Origin of the sequence: Mesorhizobium sp. B1-1-5 (assembly GCF_006443065.1) — a bacterium.
Lineage (GTDB): Bacteria > Pseudomonadota > Alphaproteobacteria > Rhizobiales > Rhizobiaceae > Mesorhizobium.
This window is the reverse complement of record NZ_VFWS01000085.1, coordinates 1-22,700: the sequence shown is the minus strand read 5'-3', so window position 1 is coordinate 22,700 and position 22,700 is coordinate 1. Positions and strand designations below refer to the sequence as shown.

Annotated in this window: 26 protein-coding genes; 18 read left to right on the top strand and 8 right to left on the bottom strand. The window is 62.6% G+C overall.

Annotated features, from left to right (window positions below; all coding sequences use genetic code 11):
* Both FJ980_RS21675 and FJ980_RS21670 read left to right on the top strand, forming a co-directional pair.
* Nucleotides 1–482, top strand: a 482-nt coding sequence (locus FJ980_RS21675; RefSeq protein ID WP_181181282.1) for a porin, incomplete at its 5' end; no start/stop codon positions are given.
* A gap of 241 nt (nucleotides 483–723) precedes the next feature.
* Nucleotides 724–1,794, top strand: coding sequence for a site-specific integrase (locus FJ980_RS21670; protein WP_140545813.1), 1,071 nt, complete (start codon nucleotides 724–726; stop codon nucleotides 1,792–1,794).
* A gap of 172 nt (nucleotides 1,795–1,966) precedes the next feature.
* Here the strand turns inward: FJ980_RS21670 and FJ980_RS21665 are convergent, their stop codons facing one another.
* From FJ980_RS21665 to FJ980_RS21655, 3 genes are all read right to left on the bottom strand, one after another.
* On the bottom strand, nucleotides 1,967–2,863 hold the full coding sequence (locus FJ980_RS21665) for an alpha/beta hydrolase (RefSeq protein WP_140545812.1): 897 nt from the start codon (nucleotides 2,861–2,863) through the stop codon (nucleotides 1,967–1,969).
* A 204-nt stretch (nucleotides 2,864–3,067) separates the two neighbouring features.
* The gene (locus FJ980_RS21660) at nucleotides 3,068–3,877 is read right to left on the bottom strand and encodes a hypothetical protein (protein ID WP_140545811.1); all 810 of its coding nucleotides are present in this window, start codon (nucleotides 3,875–3,877) and stop codon (nucleotides 3,068–3,070) included.
* Entirely contained in the window at nucleotides 3,874–4,956 is a 1,083-nt protein-coding gene (locus tag FJ980_RS21655) for a fused MFS/spermidine synthase (RefSeq protein WP_140545810.1), read from the bottom strand. Before FJ980_RS21655 ends, FJ980_RS21660 begins: the two co-directional genes overlap by 4 nt.
* A 293-nt stretch (nucleotides 4,957–5,249) precedes the next feature.
* Here FJ980_RS21655 and FJ980_RS35460 point away from each other — a divergent pair, with 293 nt between their 5' ends.
* Nucleotides 5,250–5,480 carry a hypothetical protein gene (locus tag FJ980_RS35460; RefSeq protein WP_246676498.1) on the top strand — a complete coding sequence of 77 codons (231 nt, stop codon included), beginning with the start codon at nucleotides 5,250–5,252 and terminating at the stop codon, nucleotides 5,478–5,480.
* Between the two features lie 345 nt (nucleotides 5,481–5,825).
* Here FJ980_RS35460 and FJ980_RS21645 read toward each other — a convergent pair whose 3' ends face one another.
* Entirely contained in the window at nucleotides 5,826–7,859 is a 2,034-nt protein-coding gene (locus FJ980_RS21645; protein WP_140545808.1) for a lytic transglycosylase domain-containing protein, read from the bottom strand.
* 303 nt (nucleotides 7,860–8,162) lie between these two features.
* On the opposite strand from FJ980_RS21645, the gene dapA reads away from it, so the two are divergent.
* The 3 genes from dapA to FJ980_RS21630 all read left to right on the top strand — a co-directional run bounded on the left by dapA (nucleotide 8,163) and on the right by FJ980_RS21630 (nucleotide 10,349).
* Nucleotides 8,163–9,044, top strand: a complete 882-nt coding sequence (gene dapA, locus FJ980_RS21640; protein ID WP_140545807.1) for a 4-hydroxy-tetrahydrodipicolinate synthase — start codon at nucleotides 8,163–8,165, stop codon at nucleotides 9,042–9,044.
* A gap of 25 nt (nucleotides 9,045–9,069) precedes the next feature.
* Nucleotides 9,070–9,549 carry an SsrA-binding protein SmpB gene (smpB, locus tag FJ980_RS21635; protein ID WP_140545806.1) on the top strand — a complete coding sequence of 160 codons (480 nt, stop codon included), beginning with the start codon at nucleotides 9,070–9,072 and terminating at the stop codon, nucleotides 9,547–9,549.
* An 89-nt stretch (nucleotides 9,550–9,638) separates the two neighbouring features.
* Nucleotides 9,639–10,349, top strand: a complete 711-nt coding sequence (locus FJ980_RS21630) for a GH25 family lysozyme (RefSeq protein WP_140545805.1) — start codon at nucleotides 9,639–9,641, stop codon at nucleotides 10,347–10,349.
* Between the two features lie 39 nt (nucleotides 10,350–10,388).
* Here the strand turns inward: FJ980_RS21630 and FJ980_RS21625 are convergent, their stop codons facing one another.
* Nucleotides 10,389–11,261, bottom strand: a complete 873-nt coding sequence (locus tag FJ980_RS21625; RefSeq protein ID WP_246676499.1) for a DMT family transporter — start codon at nucleotides 11,259–11,261, stop codon at nucleotides 10,389–10,391.
* Between FJ980_RS21625 and FJ980_RS34760 the strand changes: the two genes are divergently transcribed.
* On the top strand, nucleotides 11,251–11,403 hold the full coding sequence (locus FJ980_RS34760) for a hypothetical protein (RefSeq protein ID WP_181181283.1): 153 nt from the start codon (nucleotides 11,251–11,253) through the stop codon (nucleotides 11,401–11,403). The two genes, FJ980_RS21625 and FJ980_RS34760, sit on opposite strands and share 11 nt — an antisense overlap.
* Before the next feature lie 59 nt (nucleotides 11,404–11,462).
* Nucleotides 11,463–11,936, top strand: a complete 474-nt coding sequence (locus FJ980_RS21620) for an Lrp/AsnC ligand binding domain-containing protein (protein WP_140545803.1) — start codon at nucleotides 11,463–11,465, stop codon at nucleotides 11,934–11,936.
* Between the two features lie 33 nt (nucleotides 11,937–11,969).
* Here FJ980_RS21620 and FJ980_RS21615 read toward each other — a convergent pair whose 3' ends face one another.
* Together FJ980_RS21615 and FJ980_RS21610 are read right to left on the bottom strand one after the other, a co-directional pair.
* Nucleotides 11,970–12,626 (bottom strand): uracil-DNA glycosylase, encoded by a 657-nt coding sequence (locus FJ980_RS21615; RefSeq protein ID WP_140545802.1) that lies wholly within the window; start codon nucleotides 12,624–12,626, stop codon nucleotides 11,970–11,972.
* Between the two features lie 12 nt (nucleotides 12,627–12,638).
* On the bottom strand, nucleotides 12,639–13,220 hold the full coding sequence (locus FJ980_RS21610) for an NYN domain-containing protein (protein WP_042637844.1): 582 nt from the start codon (nucleotides 13,218–13,220) through the stop codon (nucleotides 12,639–12,641).
* A 304-nt stretch (nucleotides 13,221–13,524) separates the two neighbouring features.
* Between FJ980_RS21610 and rpoZ the strand changes: the two genes are divergently transcribed.
* From rpoZ to FJ980_RS21590, 4 genes are all read left to right on the top strand, one after another.
* Nucleotides 13,525–13,926: a DNA-directed RNA polymerase subunit omega gene (gene rpoZ, locus FJ980_RS21605; protein ID WP_095766929.1), complete on the top strand. Its 402-nt coding sequence runs from the start codon at nucleotides 13,525–13,527 to the stop codon at nucleotides 13,924–13,926.
* A gap of 124 nt (nucleotides 13,927–14,050) precedes the next feature.
* The gene (locus FJ980_RS21600; protein WP_140545801.1) at nucleotides 14,051–16,282 is read left to right on the top strand and encodes a bifunctional (p)ppGpp synthetase/guanosine-3',5'-bis(diphosphate) 3'-pyrophosphohydrolase; all 2,232 of its coding nucleotides are present in this window, start codon (nucleotides 14,051–14,053) and stop codon (nucleotides 16,280–16,282) included.
* A 92-nt stretch (nucleotides 16,283–16,374) separates the two neighbouring features.
* Nucleotides 16,375–16,953: an orotate phosphoribosyltransferase gene (gene pyrE / locus FJ980_RS21595; RefSeq protein ID WP_140545800.1), complete on the top strand. Its 579-nt coding sequence runs from the start codon at nucleotides 16,375–16,377 to the stop codon at nucleotides 16,951–16,953.
* A gap of 75 nt (nucleotides 16,954–17,028) precedes the next feature.
* Entirely contained in the window at nucleotides 17,029–17,412 is a 384-nt protein-coding gene (locus tag FJ980_RS21590) for a VOC family protein (RefSeq protein ID WP_140545799.1), read from the top strand.
* On the opposite strand, the gene FJ980_RS21585 is transcribed toward FJ980_RS21590, so the two are convergent.
* Nucleotides 17,390–17,920, bottom strand: coding sequence for a GNAT family N-acetyltransferase (locus tag FJ980_RS21585; RefSeq protein WP_140545798.1), 531 nt, complete (start codon nucleotides 17,918–17,920; stop codon nucleotides 17,390–17,392). The two genes, FJ980_RS21590 and FJ980_RS21585, sit on opposite strands and share 23 nt — an antisense overlap.
* 211 nt (nucleotides 17,921–18,131) lie before the next feature.
* Here FJ980_RS21585 and FJ980_RS21580 point away from each other — a divergent pair, with 211 nt between their 5' ends.
* From FJ980_RS21580 to FJ980_RS21555, 6 genes are all read left to right on the top strand, one after another.
* Nucleotides 18,132–18,719 (top strand): DUF2062 domain-containing protein, encoded by a 588-nt coding sequence (locus tag FJ980_RS21580; RefSeq protein WP_140545797.1) that lies wholly within the window; start codon nucleotides 18,132–18,134, stop codon nucleotides 18,717–18,719.
* The gene (gene acpS, locus FJ980_RS21575) at nucleotides 18,716–19,129 is read left to right on the top strand and encodes a holo-ACP synthase (protein WP_041009542.1); all 414 of its coding nucleotides are present in this window, start codon (nucleotides 18,716–18,718) and stop codon (nucleotides 19,127–19,129) included. The genes FJ980_RS21580 and acpS overlap by 4 nt, the downstream gene beginning before the upstream one ends.
* Before the next feature lie 79 nt (nucleotides 19,130–19,208).
* Nucleotides 19,209–19,958: a signal peptidase I gene (gene lepB / locus FJ980_RS21570; protein WP_095766934.1), complete on the top strand. Its 750-nt coding sequence runs from the start codon at nucleotides 19,209–19,211 to the stop codon at nucleotides 19,956–19,958.
* A gap of 4 nt (nucleotides 19,959–19,962) precedes the next feature.
* Nucleotides 19,963–20,679, top strand: a complete 717-nt coding sequence (gene rnc / locus FJ980_RS21565; RefSeq protein WP_095766935.1) for a ribonuclease III — start codon at nucleotides 19,963–19,965, stop codon at nucleotides 20,677–20,679.
* Nucleotides 20,664–21,596 carry a GTPase Era gene (era, locus tag FJ980_RS21560; protein WP_140545796.1) on the top strand — a complete coding sequence of 311 codons (933 nt, stop codon included), beginning with the start codon at nucleotides 20,664–20,666 and terminating at the stop codon, nucleotides 21,594–21,596. Before rnc ends, era begins: the two co-directional genes overlap by 16 nt.
* A gap of 42 nt (nucleotides 21,597–21,638) precedes the next feature.
* Nucleotides 21,639–22,532, top strand: a complete 894-nt coding sequence (locus tag FJ980_RS21555; RefSeq protein ID WP_140545795.1) for an aminoglycoside phosphotransferase family protein — start codon at nucleotides 21,639–21,641, stop codon at nucleotides 22,530–22,532.
* The last annotated feature ends 168 nt before the right edge of the window (nucleotides 22,533–22,700 follow it).

The following is a 22,700-nucleotide window of genomic DNA, read 5'->3' as shown; positions in this document are numbered from 1 at the left end:
TCTCGCTCGAAGATGGTGCCGGTGGCAATACGGTCGACAGCTATGTTCCGCATGTCGTCGGCGGCGTGAAGTACACCCAGGGCTGGGGCTCGGTCAGCGCTACTGCTGCGTATGACAGCGTCTGGGAAGAGTGGGCCGGGAAGGCTCGCTTGGACGTGAATGCTACGAGCGAGCTGTCGCTGTGGGCCATGGTGAACTATGGCTCGGACAAGCACGTCGACACGAACTCTTTCAAGAACTGGGATGGCAACTGGGCCGTCTTTGGTGGCGGCACCTACAAGTTCAACGACAAGACCTCGTTCAACGCTCAGCTTTCCTATGACGAAGGCAAGACCTTCGCGGTGGCTGCCAATGTTGCCTACACCGTCGTGCCGGGCTTCACGGTCATCGGTGAAGTTGACTACTTCAACGCGTCTGACAGCGACTTCCACGTCAGCGACGACGGCATCGGCGCCGTCCTCCGCTTCCAGCGCGACTTCTAAGGGCTGGACTCTACAGGTGAAATCCAGCCCGGGCGTTTCCATGCCCGGGCTGGTTTTTGTTTTCGCGACTGGGTGAGGGCAAGCGAAAGACGAGAAGGGGGTACAGGTAGCTGAAGTCTGTGAAATGGTTTCGTCGGGATCCGCCGTCTGGTGGATGAAATCATTTTGTCGGACAAAAACTCTTGAAAGGACGCTTCCAAGCGGGTAGCTGTGCCTATCCACTCGGGGGTGTGGTCAAAAAATGACGAACGAAGCGATTCAAGAGGGGGGGTCCTCTGCTCACTTTGCGGTTTTTTCTTCTCAGAACTCGAACTTTCGATACACGTTCAACAAGATCAGAGAAGTAAAGTCGTATAGGGTCGGGGAGCTTTTTGCAGCTTATCGAGATATACTCTGGGACGACGGGCGGCATAAATACAATGTCAGCTCTTTCATTGGTGAAATAGACGAGATCCTTCTTGGAGAGCGTTTCAGCACCTTTGACCAGAATACCCTGGACAATCTTATCGGTACATTGCGCCAGCGCGGCAACAGCAACGCAACCATCAATCGGAAGATGGCTGCACTCAGCAAATTGCTGCGTAAGGCGCATAAGATGGGAGATATCCACAGCCTGCCTGAGTTCCGCCGCCAGAAGGAGCGGGCGGGACGGATTCGTTTCCTGGAAAGGGACGAAGAGGCAAGGCTGTTCGCGGCGATCCGCAGCCGCAGCGAGGATGCCTACAGGCTTTCCGTCTTCCTGGTCGATTCCGGCTGCCGCCTCGGCGAGGCGCTCGGCCTGATCTGGAACGACATCCAGGAACACCGGGTCTCCTTCTGGATCACCAAGTCCGGCCGCAGCCGTACCATTCCGATGACCGAACGCGTCAAGGAAGTCATCAAGCTGCCGCCGAACACGGAAGGACGCCGGCCGAAAGGCCCGTTCACAAAGCTGACACAGGCGCAGTACCGAGCGATCTGGAACGAGGCGAAGACGGAAGTCGGTCTCGGCGCCGACGAACAGGTGGTGCCGCACATCCTGCGCCACACTTGCGCTTCACGTCTGGTCCAGGGCGGTATCGACATCAGGCGCGTCCAGATGTGGCTGGGTCACCAGACATTGTCGATGACCATGCGTTACGCGCACCTGGCCACCAACGATCTCGATGGCTGCGTCGTCGTTCTCGAGAAACCGCGCGGCGACGAAGCGTCGTCTCGCTCGGCGGAAAACTGCGCGTTCGCGTCGCCTCTCACCACGCCAACCTCGGTTCCTCGGAAAGCGAAACGGCCGGAACCTGCCAAGGCGGCCAGCAAGCGCTCGAAAGGCAAATAATGCATGTCGCCCAAGCCGCTGCGCGGTTTCGGGCGAACGACATGCATCGAAACAAAGATTAAGAGCATGTCGCGTGCTTCAGCGTGACGCGCTCTAAGCCGGTCGGATCGGCCTTGCTGGCGGGCGGAAATCTATTTTTTAAAGGCGAGCCCGGGATTGATAATCTCGGGCTTTACTTTTGTCTGACTTGATTTTCGACTTGCTCGATGAACGTCGCTATCTTTTCCGGCAAATCGCCGGTGTCGAGGAAGGGCGCATGGCCCTGGCCCTCGACAATGATCGCTTCCATACCGGGATGCCGTTCCTGCATCTCTTCAAGCGTCGTCGTGGAAAGCAGTTTCGAGTTTGCGCCGCGAATGACAAGCAATGGAATCGCGGCGAGCGCGTCGAATTGCGGCCACAGGTCCGGCAGCGGCTTGGTGAAATCGGCGCCGGCCAGCGTGTCGACCAGCGCAGGATCGAAATCCGGCACCCAGCCGGGCTCCGTCTCGCGGCAGATTGCAGCCACCATGCGTGCCCAGTCGGCATCCGCCAGCGCTGGAAAGTCGGCGCCATGCACGCTGCGTTGGGTCTCCACCGCCTCAGCGAATGTCTTCGGTCTCGGCGCGCGGTCGAGATAGGAGCGGATATGGGCGAGGCCCGCTGCCTCGATTACCGGGCCGATGTCGTTGAGCACGATGGCTTTCAGTATGCCCGGCTTCAATGCGCCGAGCACATGGATGATCAGCCCGCCGCGCGACGTGCCGATGAAGGCGGCCTGCTCGATGCCGAGCGCCGACAATCCGGCAAGCACGTCGCCGGCTTCGACCCCGACATTATAGTGGCCGATATCAGGATCACGGTCGGATTGCCCGCGCCCGCGATAGTCGAACGCGATGACCTTGCGCGGCCTTGCCGCCTTGATTGAGAGGTAAAGCGCCAGTTCGTGGAAGTCGCGGGCGTTGCGGGTGAGTCCGGGCAGGCAGACGACCGGCCAACTGCCGACGTTCGCCTCGCCGTAGATACGGGCATGGAGTCTTAAACCATCGGGCGCGGTGTAGAAAAAGTCGGAGAAACCGTCGCTGGCCATTTTGGATGCCATCCCTTGCCGGATCGGCAAGAGCTACAGGCCAGGGCAGGGACAGTCAAACAAGAAGGCATACATGTGGACCGGCCTTCGAACGCGCTATGGCTTTTGGTGGTCCAAGGTCAGCTGGGCGCCGCTAAGAAAGGCTTCCTTCCATCTGTCGTCAGCTGGTCCGCCGTCAGGTCGAAAAGTCGATCCTCGCCCGATTCATCTTTCAAAAAGATCCACCAACAGCACCGCGAACTCGGCCAAAATTGCACAAAGAATGGCTATCTCCACCCATAGCTCGGTCAGGAAGTTGCGATATTCGATCAGCCGATCGTTGGCCCGTTCGTACAGGTCTTCGCCGACCTCGATCCCATCGTCCAGCAAGCGGACGCGCGACGCCAAGTCGGACTGCAGCGCAAGCTCGCTAAAAAGCCGCTTCGCCGCAGGAAGGAGCGTCGGCTCCCTTCGTTGCAGTGCCATGTCGATGCGCGTCACCAAAATACGCGCGGATTGAAAGCGCCGGGTCATGTTGTTGACGCGAGATTGTTCACGCAATGCAGCGCGGGGGACGTCATGTGTGAGAGCGACATCTGCCATCATCGCCGGCCATGCCTCCTCCAGTCGCGCCTCTTCCGACGATAGGGTGCTATAAGTGTGCGAGAAGGCCGCCGCCGCCGCCAGGCAGTCGTCAACGCTTTGCGCGGGTGCGAAAGCCAGGCAGCGCCGGTCGCGCCAGACAAGCCGGACATTCCGACTCACCACATCCAGATATGGTTCGGCGCTATCGCATTCCGCTACCCAGGCTTCGAACTCCTTTTGAACGTCGAAAGGCGTCTCAATTCCTGGAAGCAGGTGGACAAATGTCAGCGATCCGTCCGCGTGCGCCGGCAAATCAGTCAGCAATTCCCGAACGAGTTTAAGCGAGGTGGGATGCTCAAGAGCAAGCCAGATGTTGCTGTCGTCCGGCGTAGCTTGGCGGAGCCGCCAAATCGTAGGACTGCGAACCTCCTGTGGAGTCATTGCGGTCAATCGCGCAAGGCCGGCAAAAGCGAACCGGATGGCTCTTCCTCCGCGATATCGGGAGGTTCGACAAAAGCCACGTCATCCTCGAGGATCGGCCCGGGGAGATCGAGCAGAAACTGCGTTTCCTTGCAGTGGGTGAAACTGGCCTGGATGAAGGGTCCCGTCAGATGGTCGAGCCATTCCGGGCCAAGGCGCGCCAAAATTGCCCGATCGAGCACGTCCGCGCTGAAGCTGTCCGGTGACACGCTGTTCGAGGCGATCAAAAATCCCCAACTGCCCAGAAAGGACGGAACGCATGTCTTGTAACTGTGTACTTCCGCGAAGACCGTCCGGAGCGTGCGCCGCAGGGCGCAATGAGCTTTATAATCCGCAAAGGAAAATTCGAGTGCTTGCACTATGAAGATACCATTCGGGCGCAGATGACTATGCGCAAGTTCATAGAATTGCCGCGTATAAAGTCGCTGCGCCGGTCCGTTTTCCAGCATGTCGACGACGTCGACGATGATGACGTCGAACATCTCATCGGCGCCATCCAGATAAGCTCGACCATCCATGTAGAGCAGCGTAGCTCGCGGATCGTCGAAAGCACCCCGGTGCCAAGTCGGCAACTGGTCGCGGCAGATATCGACAAGCTCCCGATCGATATCGATCATCACGGCGCGGCTTACTGACCGGTGCGCCAACACCTCCCTCAGGGTTGCGCCTTCTCCCCCGCCGATAATGAGAACTTCGCGTGGATCGTCGTGCATCAGAAGCGCTGGTTGCACGAGGATCTCGTGATAGAGACCCTCGTCTTCGGCCGAGCTTTGAATCGCGCCGTCCAAGAACAATGCGCGTCCAAAGTTGCAGGTGTCAGCTACGATGACATCCTGGAATTGCGTCCGTCCGGAATATACGATGCTCTTGATGCGGTAGTTGTACTCATCGAAGGGATCGGCATCCTCCCGCACGAACGCGCCAACGGATCCTTGCGGCTTCTCAATCTCTACGTAGAAATAACCTGGCGGCAAAGGCGGCAGGGGATACGTCCGCTGTGGCGTCTCAAGGTCGCTTGGCGTACGATCTATATCGTCGCGGACTGGCATTCTATCCTCGATCCAGGGACTTAAAGCGCGTCGCGTCGAAACAAATTTGAGTAACGCGCTTCAAGCCTTTTTTGTCTTCACGCGTGTCGTTCTTCCGAGAAGATACGCGTAGGCGCCGCCTTGTGGCCGCTTTAGTCCAGCGCGTGCGAACCACGGCTGAGATTCAGTACACTCATGCGTTTTGGTCGAAACGCCGTTGCAAAGGCGAGCAGGCAAGCGAGGGGATTGCAAGTACCACACATGAATATATCCACCGCAGCGTAACATTCCACTGGCCAGGTATGGATGGAAATATGGCTCTCAGCCAACATCGCAAATGCAGTAACGCCGCCATCGGGCGTGAAAACGTGATGGTGGAGCGCGAGCACTTTCGCTTTGGCGGCCTCGGCTGCGTGCCGCAGGATCTGGTCTATAAAAGAAGCGTCGTCGAGGTTTACGGCATCGTGGAGTTCGACAATAAGATGTCGACCTGGCAAGCTCCCTGGCATTCCCAATGGAGAAGTGACGTCTTCCGATGTTGGTAGAGGCGGGCTGTATTTCCCCGAGGACAGGCTATGCACAGTATAGTCGTACTGCCGCTGCGCAGGAACGACCAGCTCACTCGCGAACAACATCCGCCCACCCGGAATATTCGTATTCACTAAAGGAACGACAGAAGCACGTCCTTGTCAAGCATTGCCGGGGCGCTGCCCATGGCCAGTTCAACCAGCGGTCCAGAGATTCGATTGTAGCGACGCGACCCTTCTGCCGGGACTAACACGTCGTTCGCGAGTGCGCCGCAGTTTTGAGAGAACCAGATGCCAAACACGGATTTAAAACGCACCGCTTGAATTTGTTTTGACGCGATGCGCTTCGATATCCTTGCGCCCTCAACTTCGTCCGTTCACGAGATCCCCCACGATGTCGTATTTGCCTGAAATACGCATCTTGTAGACCTCGTAATTCTCCATCACGCGCTGCACGTAACTTCTTGTTTCCGTGTAGGGAATCCGCTCGATCCAGTCGACGACGGCGTCCACGTCCTTGCCGCGCGGGTCGCCGTATTTCGCCACCCATTGGGCGGCGCGGTTCGGGCCGGCATTGTAGCCGGCGAAGGTCAGCACATAGGAGCCGCCGAAACGGTCGAGCTGCTCGCCGAGAAAGGCCGAGCCCAGCGTCGCGTTGTAGCCGGCATCCGTCGTCAGCCGCGCCTGCGAGAAATTCATGCCGGCCTTTTTCGCCAACTGCTTGGCGGTGCCCGGCATCAACTGCAGCAGGCCGCGCGCGCCGGCGCTGGAAACGGCGCCGATATTGAACTCGCTTTCCTGGCGGGCGATGGCATAGGCGAGCGCCTTGCCGGATCCGGAAATGTTGGCCGAATCGGGAATGACGCCCAGCGGATGCGACAGCGCGCCGACATCGATGCCACGCTGAGCGGCGATCTTGCCGACCTTCAGCGCCATGAAATGGTTGCCCTGCTTTTCGGCCAGCACCGCAAGCAGCGCCAGTTCGCCCGGGCTGGTCAGCTGCCCGGCAAGGTCGCGGTAGAGCGTCTCGGCGTAGCGGTCATAGCCCGCCTCCTGCAGCCGTTTGATCGCGCTCACCGCTTCGCGGCCGTCGAAACTCTGGCGGTCGGCCGCGCTCGGCTTCGGATAGGCGATATTGAGGGTCCTTAAGCCCACGCGCTCGCCGGCGAGCTGGCCATAGAAGGTCGTGCCGTAGCTGGCCGCGCGCGTGAAATAATCCTTGGCGCTGCCCGGGCCGCCGACTTCCGCCGCGCGGCCGAGCCAGTAATAGGCGCGCGACAGCGACACCGGTCCCTGGGCGAGCTCGGTGATGCGCGTGAAATGCCTTGCGGCGGTCGCCGGGTCGTTGAGGCCGCGCAACGCGTACCAGCCGGCATGGAACTCGGCCTCGGCGGCGTTCGACGGGCTCTCGGCAGCGTGCATGGAGACGATCTTGTAGGCGGTCTTCATGTCGCCCTGGTCGACCAGCTCGCGCGAGAGCACGCGGCGCTCGACCCACCAGGCATCGGGGTCGACCAGCGAATCGCGGTTCGTCGGCGCTTTCATCACGGCAGCAGCGGCTTCGGCGAATTTCTGCTGCTTGCGCAGATATTCCGCCTCGGCGAAGAAATAGCCTGCCGAGCGCTGCGCCGCGGGCACTGCCTTCAACAGCTTGGCGGCATTCTTGTCGCCCTTGTCGGCTGCCGCCCAGGCATCCGCCAGCGGCTGTGCGCCGGCGAGGCCGGCGACGCGCAGCGCCGACGACGGCCGGTCGGCATAGAACATGCGCTCCATGCGGTAGCGATGGTCGGCCGCAGGGATCAGCGTGCCGAACTCCTTTATGACGGCCGCCTCATCCTTCGCTTCCAGTCTTTCCGTGCGCCAAAAGGGTACCAGCACCGACCGCGCCGCGGCCTGGTTGCCAAGCGCCACCTGCGAGCGGGCAAGGATGATGACGCCCTCGGGCGTCAGCGGCTGGCTGCGGCCGAAGGCCTGCACGACCACCTGCGGCGGCGGATTCTCGCGATAGAGCGCACGCTCGCTGTTCTTGCGCAGCGCGATCGTGCCCGGCCATCCAGGCAGCATCTTGGCCGCGTCGGCAATCTCGCCGCTCGGCACCTGGTCGCCGCCGTAAAGCGCGATCGCCCAGGCGAGGATGTGCCGGTCGAGCGAGGTGGCGGGCAGCGTGTCGCGCGCATTGCGCGCGCCGACGATGTTGTTGGTGGCAAGCGCATCGAGCCCGCTCTTCAGTTGCGCTATGTCGGAGGCAATCGGCGTCTGGCTAGGCGCCTGCGGTGCATCTGGCGCCGGGATCGAGGCCGTCGCGCGCGCATCGACGCTGCCACCGATCGCCATGGTAGGCGTCAGCGCGACGATCGCGCCCAAAAGCGCGAAAAGATGGGGCCGCCTCGTCGGCATTTTACGATCCTAGCACATCGTCAGCAGGCGCGGGCATTGAGAACCCGATGCAAAGCCTAGACTTAGGTCGTGAAGGGCTCGTAAACAAAAGGTTATCGAGGCCGTTCGAATTGCGCTTGCTGGTGTCCCGCCGATGCTTGCCGCTGAACCATGTCGAGACTATGGTGCGCGGCTTCGCTTTCGGGTAGAAGGCGCGCAACTGACCGATCTGATGAAACATCAACGCATGTCGCCCAGAAGCGGAAACCGGTTTTGGGACGACGACATGCATAAACCGACAAAATTCCAAGGAGTTTGGACGACATGCTGAGAGGCTCGCTGACTGCGCTCGTGACACCGTTCGAAAAGAGCGGGCGCTTCGACGAGAAAGCCTTTCGCTCATTCGTCGAATGGCAGATCGCCGAGGGCACCAAAGGCCTCGTTCCCGTCGGCACCACCGGCGAGTCGCCGACGCTGTCGCATGAGGAGCACCGCCATGTCGTCAAGGTAGCCATCGAGGTGGCCAAGGGCAGGGTGCCGGTCGTGGCCGGCGCAGGCTCCAACAACACCGAGGAAGCTGTCGGCCTGGTGAAGTATGCCGAACAGGCCGGCGCCGATGCCGCCCTTGTGGTCACGCCTTACTACAACAAGCCGACGCAGCGCGGCCTCTATGAGCACTTCGCGGCCGTCGCCAGGGCGACCAAGCTGCCGATCATCATCTACAACATCCCGCCGCGCTCGGTGATCGACATGACGCCGGAGACGATGGGCAGGCTGCGTCACGATTTCAAGAACATTGCCGGCGTCAAGGACGCGACCGGCAAGGTCGAGCGCGTCTCCGAGCAGCGCATGACCTGCGGCAAGGATTTCATCCAGCTTTCCGGTGAGGATGCCTCCGCGCTCGGCTTCAACGCCCATGGCGGTGTCGGCTGCATCTCGGTGACGTCCAACGTCGCGCCGCGGCTCTGCGCCGAATTCCAGGAAGCGACGCTCTCCGGCGACAGCGCCAAGGCGCTCGAGCTGCAGGATCGGCTCCTGCCGCTGCACAAGGCGATCTTCATTGAGCCTGGCGTATCCGGCGCCAAATACGCGCTGTCGAAGCTGGGCAAGGTCGAGAACGTGGTGCGTTCGCCGCTGGTGACCGTCGAGGCTTCGACCGCCGAGAAGCTCGACGCGGCGCTGAAGCACGCCGGCTTGATAAATTAGGGATGAGGCGCCACCTCTCCGCATTATGAATCAAGTCAAGAAAGCCGATCCCAACAACAAGACCGTTGCGGAAAACCGCAAGGCGCGCTTTTCCTATGAGGTGCTCGACACGATCGAGACCGGCTTGGTGCTGACCGGCACCGAGGTCAAGTCGCTGCGCCAGGGCCAGGCCAACATCCAGGAAAGCTACGCCTCGACCGAGGGCGGCGAGATCTGGCTGATCAATTCCTATCTGCCGGAATATCTGCAGGCCAACCGCTTCAATCACGAGCCGCGCCGCCGCCGCAAATTGCTGGTCTCGAAGCGCGAGATGGCGAAACTCTCGCAAAGCGTCGAGCGTGAAGGCATGACGCTGGTGCCGCTGAAAATCTATTTCAACGATCGCGGCCGCGCCAAGCTGCTGCTCGCCGTTGCGCGAGGCAAGAAGCTGCACGACAAGCGCGAGACCGAGAAGCAGCGCGACTGGTCGCGCGAGAAGGGCCGGCTGCTGAAGGAGCGCGGCTAAGCTCCCGGGCCGCCCGCACCCGGTCGCCTGAAAAAAGCCGTCGGCCGGTTCTCCGGTCCGGCGCGTATTGCCTTCTGACGGGGGATGTCTTGGGCAAGCGGATTGTTTTCTGGGGCCTTGCCGTCGTGGTTGTCGCCAGTGCCGTCGTGGCAGGCGCCTTCTTCTGGTTCCGCGGCTTTTCGCCGGATCGCGGCGAGTTTCCGATCCGCGGCATCGATGTCTCGCATCATCAGGGAAAGATCGACTGGCCCCGCGTCGCGGCCGACGATGTGGCCTTCGCCATCATCAAGGCGACCGAAGGCGGCACCCATGTCGATACCCAGTTCGCGACCAATCTGCGCGAGGCGCGGGCGGCCGGCCTGGCGGTCGGAGCCTATCACTTCTTCACCTTCTGCCGGCCAGGCGCCGACCAGGCGAAGAACTTCATCTCGGAGGTGCCGCGCGGCGAGCCGCTTTTGCCGCCGGTGGTCGACATCGAGTTCGGCGGCAATTGCCCGCAGCGCCCGTCGCCGCAGCAACTGAACGCCGAGCTTGCCGCTTTCCTCGGCCCGGTCGAGACGGCATTCGGCAAGCAGGCGGTTTTCTATCTGACCGACGAGGCGGCAGACGCCTATTCCGGCAGCATCCTTAACCGCCGGCGCTGGTTGCGTTCGCTGGCGATGAGGCCGCGCGAGAACGACTGGACCTATTGGCAGTATCACAATATGGGCCGCGTCGACGGCATCGAAGGCGATGTCGATCTCAACGTCCTGAAGGGCAGCCGCGAGACGCTGGCGAAGTTGTTTGCGCCGACGCCTTGAATTGCCGGCCCTTGAATCGCTTGCCGTATCGCTGAAGGCTCACGATCCTCCCGGCGCCGGTGCATTAAGACGTCTACAGGCAATCCGCCCTCCGATCGCTGACAAGCCCATCCCGGCGGCCATGATGGCAATGGCTGCGAACTGGATCGTCATCGGCGTTTCGCCGAGTACCGCCATGCCGACAGCCACGGTGGCGATGGGTATGCCGGGCAGGAACAGCGATGCCGTCTGCGGCCCCAGTTGCCGGACGATGTAGGTATAGAGGAACATGGCTGCTGCGCCGGCCAGAATCCCCTGGATCACGATCTGACTGATGATCTCCGTGGCGGCCGCGGCATGGATATGGCTTGGTGCGACGAAATAGAGAACCGGCAACGGCAAGCACGACAGAAGTACCACCGCGGCCGTCGCCGTGACCGGATCGGCACGCCAGCGCCTGACAAGAACGGCATAGGCCGAAAACATCAGGCCCGATCCGATGAAAAGCATATCGCCGAAGAGAACGCCGCCGGTGCCGTCGCGCGCCGGCGCGATGAACAGCGACAGGCCGGCGACAATCGCGAGGACACCGATGGTCCGTTGCCGCGAAGCGCCGTCATTGAAGACGATGCGTGACAGCAGGAACGAAAAGAAGACGATCGACGCTGGACAAAGCGCTGCCGCATGGGCGGCAGGGGCATAGGTCAGGCCCCAATTGATGATCAGCGGATAAGGCAATCCGGCCAGCGCCGCCAAGGCCAAGGCCCGTCGCCAGCCAAGCGCCCTCATGCCTGCGAGGCCGCCGCGCCAGACGATCGGCAGAAAGACCGCCCCCGCGCCGCCAAAACGCAAGGCGGCCAGATCCGTCGCCGTCAGGTGCTCCCTGAGGCTGAAGCGGGCGGCGACGAATTGGATTGCGTAGATGCCGATCATGGTCAGGCCCGCGATGATCGCCAGCCTGGAGTTTCCTGAGTCTCGCGCGTCCGCCATGTTCCGCCGCCGTCGTGACATCGCCAGCGAAGAGCATCTCCGCAGAAAGCGATGGAAGCGCAGGCTATTGCCGAAAAGCCCGTGACAAAATACGCTCTTTTCCCGAAATTCGAGTGAAACTCGCAGATTAGAGGCAGGTTTGGCGTGAATGCTGAAGCAAGCGACCTCGACGGCGTCGACCGCAATCTCCTGCGATTGCTGCAGGAAGATGGGCGTCGCACCACACTTGATCTGGCGGCGCGTGTCGGCCTCTCGCCGACCGGCACCAGCCTACGGGTGAAGCGGCTGTTTCGGGAAGGCTACATCACCGCGGTCAGGGCCGTGCTCAATCCGGCAAAGATCGGACGCGGCACGCTCGTCTTCATCGAGGTGCGTCTCGATCACACGGCGCCGCATATTTTCGAGCGCTTCGCCGATGCGGTGACCAAGGCGCCCGAGGTTCTCGAGTGCCACATGGTGGTCGGCGGCTTCGACTATCTGGTCAAGGCGCGCATCGCGGAAATGGCCGCCTATCAGGATTTTCTGACGCGGGTCATTCTCGCGCTGCCGGGAGTGAAGGAGACGCACACTTATACCTCCATCGGCGACGTGAAGCCGGATGCGCTGCTGCCGGTATGAGTGGGTGTCAGACCGACAGGAAGCCGCCTGAATCTAGCTCTTCAGGAACGCCGCAATCTCCTTGAACACGCTGATGAACATCTCCTGCGTCAGCACGCCCGTATTGGTGTTGTAGCGTGAGCAATGATAGCTGGAAAACAGCGCGATGCCGCCGGCTTGCTGCCTCCCGCCATGGCGGAACGGAAAGGCCGCGACGCGCTCACCCAGCGCCCGCACAGTCGACTGATGCGCGATCGCACCCAGCGTCAGGATGGCGCGCAGGTTGGGAAAGCGCGCGATCGTCGGCTTGAGAAAAGTCCTGCAAGTGGCGATCTCGACACCCACCGGCTTGTTCTCCGGCGGCACGCAGCGCACCGCATTGGTGATGGCCGTGCCGACGAGTTGTAAGCCGTCATCGGGCCTGGCCTTGAATTCGCCGCGCGCAAAACCGTGCGCGATCAGTGTGCCGTAGAGCAGGTCGCCGGCATAATCGCCGGTGAAGGGGCGCCCCGTGCGGTTGGCGCCGCGCAGGCCGGGCGCCAGCCCGACGATCAAGAGGCGGACTGAATCTTCACCCTCCGGCGGCAGGAAGGTCGGCACTGGCGCGTTGAACCAGCCGGGCTCACGCTCGCGCCAGGCGGCGATGAAATCATGCAGCCGCGGGCAGAGCGGGCAGTCACGGCTGGGTTCGGGGGAGGGCACGGCGGTCAAGGCCGCCGCCCGTCAATAATCGTCCTCGTCGACTTCGGCGGGTTCCGGCCGGCGCGCCGGTCGCTCGGACGGATCGCGGCCAACCTCGCTCTTCAGCGTCATCAGGTCGATGAAATGATCGGCCTGGCGGCGCAGATCGTCGGAGATCATCGGCGGCTGCGAGGCCATGGTCGAGATGATCGACACCTTGCGGCCGCGCCGCTGCAGCGCTTCGACCAGCGTGCGGAAGTCGCCGTCGCCGGAGAATATGACATAGTGGTCGACGACATCGGCGAGCTCCAGCGCATCGACGGTCAGCTCGATATCCATGTTGCCCTTGATCTTGCGGCGGCCGGTCGAGTCGGTGAATTCCTTGGCGGGCTTCGTCACCACCTTGAAGCCGTTATAGTCGAGCCAGTCGATCAGCGGCCGGATCGACGAATATTCCTGATCCTCGACCAGCGCGGTGTAATAATAGGCGCGCAGCAGGTAGCCGCGCTTCTGGAAGCTCGACAGGAGCTTGCGGTAATCGATGTCGAAGCCCAGCGCGCGGGACGTGGCATAGAGATTGGCGCCGTCGATGAAAAGAGCGATCTTTTCACGGGGATCGAACATTGAAAAACATTCCTTTCGAAAATTTTTGTCGTCTAAAAGCGTTTGACGAATAGGTCCGGCAAATGGACCTTTGTACCGTCACCTCCGAGATAACGCGCAATTTGTGGATATCCAAGGGCATGGCTCTGTGTTGCAAGCAATTGTGATCGCCACTATGTGGGTAGCCTCACGGCGTGGCGCGATGATGAGCCGGGCAACGGCCCGCCAAGCTGACGCTGGCGCCATAAAGCTTGTATTTCGGCCGCGCCCGCGTTATGGAGCGCGCCAGCTTTCCATCAAATCCATCGCATGAAAGGGGCAGTCCATGGCCCGCGTAACCGTTGAAGATTGCATCGACAAGGTCGACAACCGTTTTGAACTCGTGCTGCTCGCCGGCCATCGCGCCCGCCAGATCAGCCAGGGCGCGCAGATCACCGTTCCGCGCGACAATGACAAGAACCCGGTCATCGCGCTGCGCGAGATCGCCGACGAGACGCTGTCTCCCGACGACCTCAAGGAAGACCTGATCCACTCGCTGCAGAAGCATGTCGAGGTCGACGAGCCGGAAGCCGAGGGCGAGGCGATCGCCGACCAGACCGGTGCGACCGCCGTTGCCGCCGACGCCGACGACGCCGAGGAGAACGTCACTTTCGACCGCATGAGCGAGGAAGACCTGCTCGCCGGCATCGAAGGTCTGGTGCCGCCGGAAAAGAGCGACGACTACTAAGTGCTTTTGTCCGGGTTGGATCAACCATCCAGGACTTCCGTATCGTAGGTTTCGTGGCTATCTATGAGATGCGTCGCACGTCGGTGCGGCGCATCAATCATTTCAGCACCGCGAGATCCAGCCCATGATGCGTCAGTATGAGCTTGTCGAGCGCGTCCAGCGCTACAAGCCTGACGTCAACGAGGCGCTGCTCAACAAGGCCTACGTCTATGCCATGCAGAAGCATGGCCACCAGAAGCGCGCCTCGGGCGATCCCTATTTCTCGCATCCCCTCGAAGTCGCCGCCATCCTCACCGACATGCATATGGACGAGGCGACCATCGCCGTTGCCCTGCTGCATGACACGATCGAGGATACGACCGCGACCCGCGCCGAGATCGACGAGCTCTTCGGCCCCGAGATGGGCAAGCTGGTCGAGGGCCTCACCAAGCTGAAGAAGCTCGATCTGGTCTCGAAAAAGGCCGAGCAGGCGGAGAACCTGCGCAAGCTCCTGCTCGCGATCTCCGAGGACGTCCGCGTTCTGCTCGTCAAGCTCGCCGACCGCCTGCACAACATGCGCACCCTCGACCATATGCCGGAAGCCAAGCGCCTGCGCATCGCCGAGGAGACGATGGAGATCTATGCGCCGCTGGCCGGGCGCATGGGCATGCAGGGCATGCGCGAGGAGTTGGAGGAAATAGCCTTCCGCTACATAAATCCGGAGGCTTACCGCGCTGTTACCGCGAGGCTTGCCGAGATTTTCGAGCGCAACAGGGGCGTCCTGCAGGAGATCGAGACGGCGCTGTCGGGCCTGTTCGAAAAACACGATATCAAGGCGGGCGTGAAGAGCCGGCAGAAGAAGCCGTGGTCGGTGTTCCGCAAGATGGAGGCCAAGGCGCTCTCCTTCGAGCAGCTCTCCGACATCTTCGGTTTCCGCGTCGTGGTCGATTCGGTCGACGACTGCTATCGCGCGCTTGGCGCTATCCACACCACCTGGTCAATGGTGCCTGGCCGCTTCAAGGATTACATCTCGACGCCCAAGCAGAACGACTACCGTTCGATCCACACCACCATCGTCGGCCCGTCGCGCCAGCGCGTCGAATTGCAGATCCGCACCAGGGAGATGAACAAGATCGCCGAATATGGCGTCGCCGCGCATTCGATCTACAAGGATACCGGCGGCAAGATGAACGGCGCGGGCCATGCGATCTCCAGGGAGACCAACGCCTATGCCTGGCTGCGGCGCACTATCGAGCAACTGGCCGAAGGCGACAATCCGGAGGATTTCCTCGAGAACACCAAGCTGGAGCTGTTCCAGGACCAGGTGTTCTGCTTCACGCCCAAGGGCATGCTGATCGCGCTGCCGCGCGGTGCCACCCCGATCGATTTCGCCTATGCCGTCCACACCGATGTCGGCGACACCTGCGTCGGCGCCAAGGTCAACGGCCGCATCATGCCGTTGATGACCGAGCTCAAGAACGGCGACGAGGTCGAGATCATCCGCTCCAAGGCGCAGGTGCCGCCCGCCGCCTGGGAATCGGTCGTGGTCACCGGCAAGGCGCGCGCCGCCATCCGCCGCGCCACCAAGAACGCGATCCGCAAGCAATATTCCGGGCTCGGCGCCCGCATCCTGGAACGAGCCTTCGAGCGCGCCGGCAAGACATTCACCAAGGAGAGCCTGAAGCCGGTGCTGCACCGGCTGGCGCGCAAGGACATCGAGGACGTGCTGGCCTCGGTCGGCCGCGGCGAGCTAAGCTCCACCGACGTCATGAAAGCGGTCTTCCCTGACTACAAGGATGAGCGTGTCACCGTCGCGGCGCCCAAGCAGCGCGAGGAGGGCTGGTCGAAGATCCGCAACGCCGCCGGCATGCTGTTCCAGATGCCGGGCACCCGCGCCGCGAAGAAGGACAAGGACCAGCAGCGCGACGGCGCGGTGCCGATCCGCGGCGTGCGCGGCGACCTGCCGGTGCGTTTCGCGCCCGAGGGTGCCGTGCCCGGCGATCGCATCGTCGGCATCATCCAGCCCGGCACCGGCATCACCATCTATCCGATCCAGTCGCCGGCTTTGCAGGCCTTCGACGACCAGCCCGAGCGTTGGATCGACGTGCGCTGGGACATCGACGAGCGCACCAAGGAACGTTTTCCGGCGCGCATCTCGGTCACCGCCATCAATGCGCCGGGTTCGTTGGCCGACATCGCCCAGGTCGTCGCATCCAACGACGCCAACATCCACACGCTGTCGATGATACGCACCGCACCCGATTTCACCGAGATGCTGATCGATCTCGAGGTCTGGGACCTGAAGCATCTCAACCGGCTGCTGTCGCAGCTCAAGGACAATTCGAGCGTCAGCGATGCGCGGCGTGTGAATGGGTGAATAGTGAATAGTGAATAGTGAATAGTGAATAGTGAATAGAAGGTGCTCTCACTACCATTCACCATTCACCACTCGCCAAGGGGGACCGAACAATGAACACCGACGAAGTGCTGGGCATTTTCCGCGAGGCCGGCGCCGTCCTCGAAGGTCATTTCATCCTGACGTCCGGCCTGCGCAGTCCGGTCTTCCTGCAGAAGGCCCGCGTGTTCATGCATGCCGACAAGACCGAGCGCCTGTGCAAGGCGCTGGCCGAGAAGATCCGCAAGGCGGTGCCGGGCGGGATCGATTATGTCGTCGGCCCGGCCATCGGCGGCCTGATCCCGGCCTATGAGACCTCGCGCCATCTCGGCGTCCCGGCGATCTGGGTCGAGCGGGAAGGGGGCGAATTCAGGTTGCGCCGCTTCGAGATCGCCGAAGGCGCGCGAGTCGTCATCGTCGAGGACATCGTCACCACCGGCCTGTCGATCCGCGAGACCATCGACTGCCTGCGCGAGCTTGGCGCCGAGGTCGTGGCCGCCGCCTGCATCATCGATCGCTCGGCCGGCAAGACCGATGTCGGCGTGCCGCTGATCGCGCTTGCCGAATATGAAGTGCCGGCCTATCCCGCCGACCGCCTGCCGCCGGAACTCGCAGCCATTCCAGCCGTTAAGCCGGGAAGCCGCAACATCTGACATTGCGATGTATGAAAACAGATACTTGAGCGCGTCGCTTGAATCTCTTTGTCGGAGACGCGCGCCGAGGCGACAATGATCGCCGGGATCGACCATTTCGTGCTGACGGTCCGCTCGCTGGAAGCGACCTGCGACTTCTATCGGCGGGTGCTCGGCATGCGGCGGCTCGACGAAGCGAACCGGCCGACCGCGCTTCTGTTCGGCTCGCAGAAGATCAACCTGCACGAAGTCGGTCGCACCTTCGAGCCGAAGGCGAAGGCGTCGACGCCGGGTTCCGGCGATTTCTGCCTCGTGGCGGCAGTGCCGCTTGCCGAGGTCCAGGCCAGGCTCGAGGCCAATGGCGTGGCGATCGAAGTCGGTCCGGTCGAACGCACCGGCGCGCGCGGCAAGATGATGTCGGTCTATTTCCGCGATCCGGACGGCAATCTGGTCGAGGTCAGCGAGTATCGGCTCGGTTGAGATCGAGCCGCATGGCGCAGCGCTGGTCCGAAGGCATGCCGTGCTTGGCCTCGTCGTCGAGCAGGCTTGCCAGCCGTTCGTCGATCTCGGCGTCTTCCAGGACGCGAAATCCGGTCTTGCGATAGAAGGGCGCATTCCAGGCGACGGCGCGAAACGTGGTGAGCGTCACCGCCGCCAGCCCGCGCCGCCCGGCGTCCGCGACCGCCTGTTCGAGCAGGGCGCGGCCGATGCCTTGGCCCTGCCGGTCGAGGCGCACGTCCAGCTCCCATATGTGCAGCGCGTCGCCCTCGATCCCGGCGCTCAGGAAGCCGACCGGCCGGTTCTGCTCGTCTGCGGCAACCCAGCATGCGCCGGCGGCGATCAGCGCGCGGTGCTGCTCGACGCTGATATTGTCGCCGTCGGCGAGCCACGCCAGTTCCGCAATGGCGCGGAACGCCAGTCCGGCGGACTGCTCGATCCGCGGCAGCGCCTCGGCGTCCTCGGCCTGCGCCGGTCGAATGGTGATCATCGGCTCCGCATCCCGGTTGTTTTCCTCAGTTTCGCCAGAATGACGCTGTTGTTACAGCCTGCGGCAGACCATCGCGGCGGCGTTCGTTGTTGCGCGGCCCGGTCGTCGCTATATCAAAGCTTGTTGCCTTTCTGCGCCATCGAAGCGCAAGATATGTTGGCGCGACCCGGTGGGCAGGGGCAGCGCGTATTGGACCGGGAACTGGAACAGAGTGCTTTTTCGACGCCGAGAGCCTGATGGCCTCCTGGAACAGGTGCGTACTTATCTTTGGCCGCGCCGCTCGTTCTCGCGTTCCGTGCAGTATTTCTCCAAACGCATCCTGCGGCTGAAGGCGACGCCGCATTCCGTCGCCGCCGGCGTCGCCGCGGGCGTTTTCGCGTCCTTCTTCCCGCTTGGCTTCCACTTCATCGTCGCCGCCGTGCTGTGCTGGATTATCGCCGGCAATCTGGTCGCGGCAGCACTCGGCGCGGTGTTCTTCGGCAATCCGCTGACCTTCCCGCTTTTGTGGGGCGCGTCCTGGGAGACCGGCAAGCTGCTGCTGCATGAGCATCTGCCGAAGCACGGCCCGCCCGAGCATCTGGGCGAAATGATGCACAAGCTTTCCTTCGCCAAGCTCTGGCACCCTATCCTGGAGCCGATGCTGATCGGCGCGGTGCCGCTCGGCCTGGTCTTCGGGCTCGTGTTCTACGCCATCACGCGCTGGGGCATGACGGTGTTTCGCGAGCAGCGCCGGAAGCGCATGGCCGAGCGTGCCGAGAAGAAGGCGCGGCAGGGCGGACGGGAAGTGCCGGCGGAATGATCATCGGCATCGGCAGCGACCTGATCGACATCAGACGTATCGAGAAATCGCTGGAGCGGCACGGCCAGCGCTTCGTCCAGCGCATCTATACCGAGGTCGAGCAGGCCAAGTCGGAAAAGCGTGCCGCCCGCGCGGCGTCCTATGCCAAGCGCTTCGCCGCCAAGGAGGCCTGTGCCAAGGCGTTGGGCACCGGCATGGCCGAGGGCGTGTTCTGGCGCGACATGGGCGTGGTCAACCTGCCGAGCGGCGCGCCGACCATGGCGCTGACCGGCGGCGCCGCGGCCAGGCTGGAAAAAATCCTGCCGAAAGGCCACCGCGCGCTTATCCATCTCACCATCACCGACGATTTCCCGCTTGCTCAAGCCTTTGTGATCATCGAGGCGGTGCCCGCCGAACAAGCGCCACATTGATTCCATCTGACCACGAGCGGCATGACGTTGCCCAGCGCCCGCCGAGACTCTATACCAACATCGCACAATCGAGGACGACATGAGCGTGGCTGAAAAATCGCAGAAGAAATCCGGCGGGCTTGGTGAGACCTTTTCCGTCATCATCCAGGCTCTGCTGCTCGCGCTCGTCATCCGCACGCTGCTCTTCCAGCCTTTCTCCATTCCCTCCGGTTCGATGCGGCCGACGCTGCTCGAAGGCGATTATCTCTTCGTCACCAAATGGGCCTATGGCTATTCGCGTTACTCGTTGCCCTTCGGTCCCGATCTCTTCTCGGGCCGCATCTGGGGTTCCGAGCCCAAGCGCGGCGACGTGGTGGTGTTCAAGTTCCCGCCGGATCCGTCGGTCGATTACATCAAGCGCGTCGTCGGCCTGCCCGGCGACAAGATTCAGGTGAAGGACGGCCAGCTTTTCATCAATGACGTCGGCGTGCCGCGCGTGAAGACCGGTCAGATCGACAATCCCGACGTCACCGAGGAGAACCGGCCGATCGATGTCTACCGCGAAACGCTGCCGAACGGCGTCAGTTACGACACGCTCGACATCAATTCCGATTCGATCGGCGACAACACGCGCGAATTCGTCGTGCCGCCCGGGCACTATTTCATGATGGGCGACAATCGCGACAATTCCTCCGACAGCCGCTTCGCCGTCGGCTATGTGCCGGCCGAGAACCTTGTCGGCCGCGCCAACCTCATCTTCTTCTCGATCGCCGGCAAGGCGAGCCCGCTCGAGATCTGGAAGTGGCCGTCGTTGATGCGCGCCGGGCGCCTGTTCCATTTCGTCCACTAGAGCGATGGCGGCCAGCAAGCGTTTGACCGCCGATGCCCTTGCCGAAGCGCTCGTCGAGCGCACCGGCCATGTCTTCGCCGACCGCCAGCGCCTGCAGCGGGCGCTGACCCATGCCAGCGCCCGTTCGACCCATGCCGGCGTCGACTACGAGCGTTTCGAATTCCTGGGTGACCGCGTCCTCGGCCTCGTCGTGGCCGACATGCTGCTCGCCTCCTTTCCCGATGCCGCCGAAGGCGAGCTTTCGCTGCGCCTCAACGCGCTGGTCAATGCCGAGGCGCTGTCGGAAATCTCCGAACAGATCGGCCTGCCGGAACTGGTGCGCGCCGGTTCCGATGTGCGCAATCTCGAGGGCCGCAAGCGCACCAATCTGCGCGCCGATGCGCTGGAATCTCTGATCGCCGTGCTCTATCTCGACGGCGGGATGGACGCGGCGCGCGCGTTCATCCACCGCTACTGGCAGCCGCGCTCGCAGGCGATGGGCGCTGCGCGGCGCGACGCCAAGACCGAATTGCAGGAATGGGCGCATCAGGCGGCCGCCGGCGCCGTGCCGGCCTACCATATCGACGGCCGTGACGGACCGGACCACGACCCGGTGTTCACGGTCAGCGTAAAAGTCGGCTCTTTCGCGCCCGCAGTCGGCAGCGGCCGCTCCAAGCGCGAGGCCGAGCAGGCCGCGGCGGCTACTCTTTTGCTGCGCGAGGGCGTATGGAGCGCGGCATGACAGAAACGGAAATCATTCAAGCCCCCGCGACGCGCTCCGGTTTCGTAGCACTGATCGGCGCGCCCAACGCCGGCAAGTCGACGCTGGTCAACCAGCTCGTCGGCGCCAAAGTGTCGATCGTCACCCACAAGGTGCAGACCACCCGCGCCATCGTGCGCGGCATTGCCACGCATGACAACGCGCAGATCGTCTTCGTCGACACGCCGGGCATCTTCAAGCCAAAGCGGCGGCTGGACACGGCGATGGTGACCACCGCCTGGGGCGGCGCCAAGGATGCCGATATCGTCGTGCTGCTGATCGACACCGAGCGCGGCATCAAGGGCGATGCCGATGCCATCCTCGACCGGCTGAAGGACGTCCGGCAGCCGATGCTTCTGGTTCTCAACAAGGTCGACCGCGTCAAGCCGGAGACGCTTCTCGCCTTGGCCGCGACCGCGAACGAACGCGTGCCGTTCAAGCGCACTTTCATGGTCTCGGCGCTGACCGGCTCCGGCTGCAAGGACCTGCTCGACTATCTCGCCGAGACGCTTCCGGCCGGTCCCTGGTACTATCCGGAAGACCAGATCTCCGACCTGCCGATGCGCCAGCTCGCGGCCGAGATCACGCGCGAAAAACTTTATCTGAGGCTGCATCAGGAACTTCCCTATTCCTCGCATATCGAAACCGAGAAATGGGAAGAGAAGAAGGACGGCTCGGTGCGCATCGAGCAAGTCATCTATGTCGAGCGCGACAGCCAGAAGAAGATCGTGCTCGGCCACAAGGGCGAGACGATCCGCGCCATCGGGCAAGCCGCGCGGATGGAGATCGCGGGCATTCTGGAGCAGAAGGTGCACCTCTTCCTGTTCGTGAAGGTGCGCGAGAACTGGGGCGACGACCCCGAGCGCTACCGCGAGATGGGGCTGGAGTTTCCCCATTGATGGCTGTCGCCCGAAGGCGCGAAGCGGCTTTGGGACGAAGGCATGAATGATCCGCAACCGACCATCGATATCGATCTCGTGCGCCGGCTGGTCGATGCTCAGTTTCCTGAATGGCGGGATCTGCCGGTCAGCCCGGTCGAGTTCGGCGGCTGGGACAACCGCACCTTCCATCTCGGCGACGAGATGACGGTCAGGCTGCCGAGCGCGGCCGCCTATTCGCTGCAGGTCGAGAAGGAGCATCGCTGGCTGCCGAAACTCGCCCCACATCTGCCGCTGCCCATTCCGACGCCATTGGCCATGGGCGAGCCGGCGGCGGGGTATCCCTGGCATTGGTCGGTCTATCGCTGGATCGAGGGCGAGACGGCGAGGAGTGCGCGCATCGCCGATCTCGGCGCGTTTGCCGTGGCGCTCGCCGATTTCCTTGTCGCTTTGAGGGGCATCGATGCGACGGATGGGCCTGCGCCCGGCCAGCATAATTTTCATCGCGGTGGATCGCTGAGCATCTATGACGGCGAGGCGAGGCAAGCCATCGCCGCGCTCGAAGGCCGGATCGACACGCAAGCCGCAACCGCCGTGTGGGACGCGGCACTCGCCGCCACCTGGCATGGCTCGCCGGTCTGGTTCCACGGCGATGTCGCCTCGGGCAATCTTCTGGTCGAGGACGGCAGCTTGAGCGCCGTCATCGATTTCGGCACCTCCGGCGTCGGCGACCCGTCCTGCGATCTTGCTATAACCTGGACCTTCTTCGAAGGCGAAAGCCGCGAGGCGTTTCGCACCCGCATCGACGTCGACGACGCCACCTGGGCGCGCGGCCGCGGCTGGACGCTGTGGAAGGCGCTGATCACCGTCGCCGGCCACGACGCCAACCAGGCGGAGGCGGAAAGGCAGCGCAACGTGATCGACGAAGTGCTTGCCGATCACGCAAAGTTTGCGTGAGGCTATAGGCCGTTGGCAAAAAAGTGGGGCATGGCTCGCTAGAGGCACTACACAGGGATTTTGACCGGTCGGCTCTGTTTGCGTTGACAGGTGGCATGCCTTGGAGATTGGCCGAAACGCCCATCGCGATCGTCATTCCAGGGCGGAGCAGGAGCGAAGCTCCGTCGC

Coding starts and splice junctions, on each gene's coding strand:
- FJ980_RS21670 (WP_140545813.1), top strand. CDS start 724: ATGACGAACGAAGCGATTCAAGAGGGGGGGTCCTCTGCTCACTTTGCG.
- FJ980_RS21665 (WP_140545812.1), bottom strand. CDS start 2,863: ATGGCCAGCGACGGTTTCTCCGACTTTTTCTACACCGCGCCCGATGGT.
- FJ980_RS21655 (WP_140545810.1), bottom strand. CDS start 4,956: ATGCCAGTCCGCGACGATATAGATCGTACGCCAAGCGACCTTGAGACG.
- FJ980_RS35460 (WP_246676498.1), top strand. CDS start 5,250: ATGGCTCTCAGCCAACATCGCAAATGCAGTAACGCCGCCATCGGGCGT.
- FJ980_RS21645 (WP_140545808.1), bottom strand. CDS start 7,859: ATGCCGACGAGGCGGCCCCATCTTTTCGCGCTTTTGGGCGCGATCGTC.
- dapA (WP_140545807.1), top strand. CDS start 8,163: ATGCTGAGAGGCTCGCTGACTGCGCTCGTGACACCGTTCGAAAAGAGC.
- smpB (WP_140545806.1), top strand. CDS start 9,070: ATGAATCAAGTCAAGAAAGCCGATCCCAACAACAAGACCGTTGCGGAA.
- FJ980_RS34760 (WP_181181283.1), top strand. CDS start 11,251: ATGCCGATCATGGTCAGGCCCGCGATGATCGCCAGCCTGGAGTTTCCT.
- FJ980_RS21625 (WP_246676499.1), bottom strand. CDS start 11,261: ATGATCGGCATCTACGCAATCCAATTCGTCGCCGCCCGCTTCAGCCTC.
- FJ980_RS21610 (WP_042637844.1), bottom strand. CDS start 13,220: ATGTTCGATCCCCGTGAAAAGATCGCTCTTTTCATCGACGGCGCCAAT.
- rpoZ (WP_095766929.1), top strand. CDS start 13,525: ATGGCCCGCGTAACCGTTGAAGATTGCATCGACAAGGTCGACAACCGT.
- FJ980_RS21600 (WP_140545801.1), top strand. CDS start 14,051: ATGATGCGTCAGTATGAGCTTGTCGAGCGCGTCCAGCGCTACAAGCCT.
- pyrE (WP_140545800.1), top strand. CDS start 16,375: ATGAACACCGACGAAGTGCTGGGCATTTTCCGCGAGGCCGGCGCCGTC.
- FJ980_RS21590 (WP_140545799.1), top strand. CDS start 17,029: ATGATCGCCGGGATCGACCATTTCGTGCTGACGGTCCGCTCGCTGGAA.
- FJ980_RS21585 (WP_140545798.1), bottom strand. CDS start 17,920: ATGATCACCATTCGACCGGCGCAGGCCGAGGACGCCGAGGCGCTGCCG.
- acpS (WP_041009542.1), top strand. CDS start 18,716: ATGATCATCGGCATCGGCAGCGACCTGATCGACATCAGACGTATCGAG.
- lepB (WP_095766934.1), top strand. CDS start 19,209: ATGAGCGTGGCTGAAAAATCGCAGAAGAAATCCGGCGGGCTTGGTGAG.
- rnc (WP_095766935.1), top strand. CDS start 19,963: ATGGCGGCCAGCAAGCGTTTGACCGCCGATGCCCTTGCCGAAGCGCTC.
- era (WP_140545796.1), top strand. CDS start 20,664: ATGGAGCGCGGCATGACAGAAACGGAAATCATTCAAGCCCCCGCGACG.
- FJ980_RS21555 (WP_140545795.1), top strand. CDS start 21,639: ATGAATGATCCGCAACCGACCATCGATATCGATCTCGTGCGCCGGCTG.